Annotated in this window: 2 protein-coding genes; both read left to right on the forward strand. The window is 39.8% G+C overall.

The window, feature by feature from the left end:
* Positions 1-3,243, forward strand: a 3,243-nt coding sequence (locus tag DB41_RS05905) for an RHS repeat-associated core domain-containing protein (RefSeq protein WP_039385403.1), incomplete at its 5' end; no start/stop codon positions are given.
* A gap of 3 nt (positions 3,244-3,246) precedes the next feature.
* On the forward strand, positions 3,247-3,798 hold the full coding sequence (locus DB41_RS05910) for a hypothetical protein (protein WP_039385405.1): 552 nt from the start codon (positions 3,247-3,249) through the stop codon (positions 3,796-3,798).
* Positions 3,799-4,390 lie beyond the last annotated feature (592 nt).

A 4,390-nucleotide genomic window follows, 5' to 3' on the forward strand; every position in this document is an offset into this window, starting at 1 on the left:
CTATTAGATTCTCATGGCCAACTTTATCAGCCATTTGAATGTATTGAGTATGATATTGCCGATAACCCTATCTGTAAAACTGATCGTCGAGGTTTTAAAACAACCTTTAATTATAATATTCGAGGCCAGCCCTCCCTCATCCAATACCCTGATGAATCTACCGAAAAAAATGAATATACCCTTGAAGGTTATCTGGCTAAAAGCATTTCTTTAAATGGAGTGGTTACCCAGACAGATTATGATTATTTAGGAAGAGCTTGCCGGCAAATAACTTTTGCTCCTACAGGGGAAAAGCTTAGCGAAACCACTACCCATTACAATCATTTTCATAAGATAGCCGAAGTGGATGCTGGAGGACAGTTTACTTATTATCAATACGATGCTGCTGGTCGTCTGGCCAGCATGGCGAAAAATGAGGCAAAAACTGTTTATCAATATGATGCCTGCCAACGGCTCGCTAAGACTTTGGAATATTTTGGTCCCGAAGAAAAAGACTATATTGCCAACATTAAAGAGTATGATGCTAAGGATCGCCTTATCGAAGAGCGGACCGAGGATGCTGAAGGACAGGTTTTAACTAAAATAGGCTATCTTTACAACGAGCAAGACCAGCCCATTCAAACAATTTCTTATCATCAATCACAGCCTGTTATCACCTTTACCCACTATAATGCCTATGGGGATGTTGAAAGTATTATTGATCCACAAGGACACACCACACGCACCCTCTTTTATTATCTTCACCTTAATCAAGAGGGCCAATATGTATATGCTAAAGAAACCATCGATGCCATAGGCCAATCTTTTTTTCAGGAGCATGATAGCTGCGGGCATGTTCGCTTTGCAATTCGTCGCGACCCTATGGGCGCTATCCTGCAAAAACGTGAGTTTTTTTATGATGCAGAAGGGCTTTGCTGTAAACAAATTGAGCATGTGTTGACTCCTCATCAACCTGATCGCCTGGTCACCACTCATTTTGAGTATGACTTTGCCAAAAATTTGATCAGTTGTACGGAAGCGGTAGGAAGTCCTGAACAAAAGCAAACAAAGTATGTCTATAATGCTTATAGGCAAAAAGAAAAAGTGATCAAACCCGATGGGATAGAACTGCACTACGCCTATGACTGGCTAGGTCGCCTCACCTCTTTTTCCTCTAACGATAACTCTTTGCATTACCACTATACTTATGATGCTAACTCTAATGTTGTGGGTGTGGAGGATAAGCATACAGGAAAGTCTACCACGCGTATTTTCGATAAAAATAAGCGTTTGGTCCAAGAGACTTTGCCCCATGGGTTAACTCAACAATATAGTTACGATAATTTAGATAGGATCCAGGAAATTATACTTCCAGACCATTCTTCTATTCAATACTCTTACAAATCGCTTTACCTTCATCAAATTAGTCGAGGCCCTTATCGACACACCTATCAACATTACAATCTTTCGGGGGCATTAGAAGAGGCTAAATTGATGGCTGAAGCAGGCACAATTCAATACACTTACGATGCATATTCTCGTCTGATTAGCATTTCGTCTAAGTCCTTAAAAGAGGATATTCCTGATGACGGTTTTGATCAAGTGGGCAATCTTTTAAAAAGAACAACCCTCGATCCAGTAGGCAAAGTAAACAGTACCTATACCTACGATGCTTTATACCAGCTCCAATCCGAAAAAGGCCTCGTAGATCATATTTATCGCTATGACTCCCTCAATAATATGGTGGAGAAAAATAAACGTCCCCATACCGTTAATGCTCTCAATCAGCTCCTTCATGATGGCTTAGACCCACATGCCTATGACCTAAATGGAAACCTTATCCGTAAAGGCTCTTTAAACTTATCATACGATGCATTAGATCGCTTGATTGCCATTCATACTTCTACTCATCAGGTCACCTATGCCTATGATGAGCTTAACCGCCGTTTAAGCAGCACCTTCTATTCCTACTCTAAAGTTGAAAACAAATGGATACCTGAGAAAGAAGTTCGTTACCTGTACCACGGACTCAACGAAATCGGCGCCTGTGACTCTAAAGGTAACATTCAGCAATTGCGTATACTAGGTAAAGGTAAAGGAGCTGAAATAGACGCTTCTGTTTTGCTAGAACTCAACGGTAAGGCTTACATACCCATCCATGACACGTTAGGCAATATCCGACTACTGATTAACGCCAAGACCCATACCATAGAAGAAACTTATCGATATACCGCTTATGGGCAAGAGTCTATCTATGGCAAAAATAATAAGCTTATCAAGCAATCGATCAACCCTTGGCGTTTTTCTTCTAAACGCGTAGACGCTGAAACCCAGTTTGTTTACTTTGGACGCCGCTATTACAACCCCGCCACCACACGCTGGGTAACTGCCGATCCTTTAAGCTTTGAGGCGGGCCCTAATCTATATGCCTATCTTTTAAACAATCCTTTAAATGATAGAGACCTGTATGGATTAAGAGGTTCCAGTCCTAGCCGTGGGGAGAAACACCGCGAAAGTGTGATCATGTATGGCAAAGAGCGCGCCTCTTATAGAATAGAAAAAACACCGATTAGAGGAAAAGGTGAAAATACAAAAAATCTGCCTAGAGTTAGCTTTACAGATAGATTTGAAAGAAGTTTTGTTCGTAGCGAAAGCTCCTCATTAGCCGTATTGCTAGGGAGTAAATCAGAAAATTTTCGTCTGGGTGTTCATAATGGCATTATGACAACCCAACTAGAGGCTATTAATAATGCCATCCACCTTAGAGAATTAGGATGGGAATATTCAATAGATGTCATCCATAATGCTACGCATAATTTGCTTAACGATTGTGTTGAATCAGGCTTAGGTTTATGTTATATAGCTACGACTCCAGTACGCGTTAATCATGAAACATGGAATAGATTCTTTGACGAATATCCACGCGGAGAGTATTTTCAAATTTGCCATAGTCAAGGGGCTATAAATGTCAGAAATGCTCTTTTAAGTTATGATGAAAAGCTACGCAAGCAAATTACTGTGTTAGCCATTGCTCCAGCAGCTTATATATATGCTGACTCCTGTAGGAAAGCTTATCACTATCGGGCACAAGCTTGGCGCGATCCTATCCCTTATATTGATGTGGGAGGCTTAATACGGAGTAAACGCGACACAGTGACCTTAAATTCTTGCCCCGGGGCCGCTTTTCATGACCACTCTTTCCAAAGCCCTACGTATGAAGAAGTATTTAGATACCATTTTAAAGAAATTAAAAAAGCTAGGTAATTTATGAACAAAACTTATTTTCTATTTTTCTTCATTTTAATGTTTACTTTATCTAGCTGTATGCTAAGCGTATTGGATAGTTACGAAGAACCTGAACAGGCGGTATTTGTTAGCGACATCTTGAATAAAACCTCTAAAAAACTTCAAAAAAAATATAGCATGCGTACTATTGGTACAGGTATAGGTATGCCTGACGGAGTGGTGACTATGCTAGCCTTAAGTTTTGAAAAAACGGGTCCCTTAAGCCGAGAAGAAGGGCGTAGAATCATTGTAGATTGTGTGCAAGAAATGCTTCAGATTATCAATACTCATGAAAGGATTAGACCCCATTTAAAAAATTATCCCTTTACCCCAAGTGATATTGAAATTGCAATTTTTTTAAAGGATCCATTAGGCTACAATATTTTTTACCCCCATTTCGGGGCTCTTTCTTCTACAAATGCCCAAATAGATTATATGTTTACCGCTTCTGAAAACCCCAAAAGGTACTTGAAAATAGAGGAAGAAAAGTTTGAGGAAGCTTTGGAAATGGTTCAAAATGAAAGTAAGAAATAAATTTATATTCCCAATTTTATCGCTTTAAGCCGTCTATCTGGTGCTGTACTAAGCTTGCTAGATAGCTATAAAGAAGCTGAACAGACTAGATTTGTAGGCGAAATTTTAAGTAATACGCTTATAAAGGTAGGCTTGCATACCCAATCCTCTCAAAGCTACAAATCGACTTCAGGGGATGCTTTTATGAAGTATGGAGGTGCATGAGGGGCAGCTTAAAGGCGTATGAGACTTTTCCAAACTTTCCAGGCAAACACTAACGTGCGCACCAGGGGTATAGGTATGATCATGCCTGGTGGAACGGTAACAATGTTGATCCAAATTTTATATTCCTTATTATACGCTTTAAAAAAGCCTGCCTACTCAGCCCTCTAATTGATTAGCGATTGTGTTGAATCAGGTTTAGGTTTATGTTATAGAGCTACGACTCCAGTACGCGTTGATCATGAAACATGGATAAATTCTTTGACGAATATCCACGCGGAGAGTATTTTCAAATTTGCCATAGTCAAGGGGCGATAAATGTTAGAAATGCTCTTTTAAGTTATGATTAAAAGTTACGCAAGCAAATTACTGTGTTAGCCATTGCTCCAGC

Source organism: Neochlamydia sp. TUME1, assembly GCF_000813645.1.
GTDB lineage: Bacteria > Chlamydiota > Chlamydiia > Chlamydiales > Parachlamydiaceae > Neochlamydia.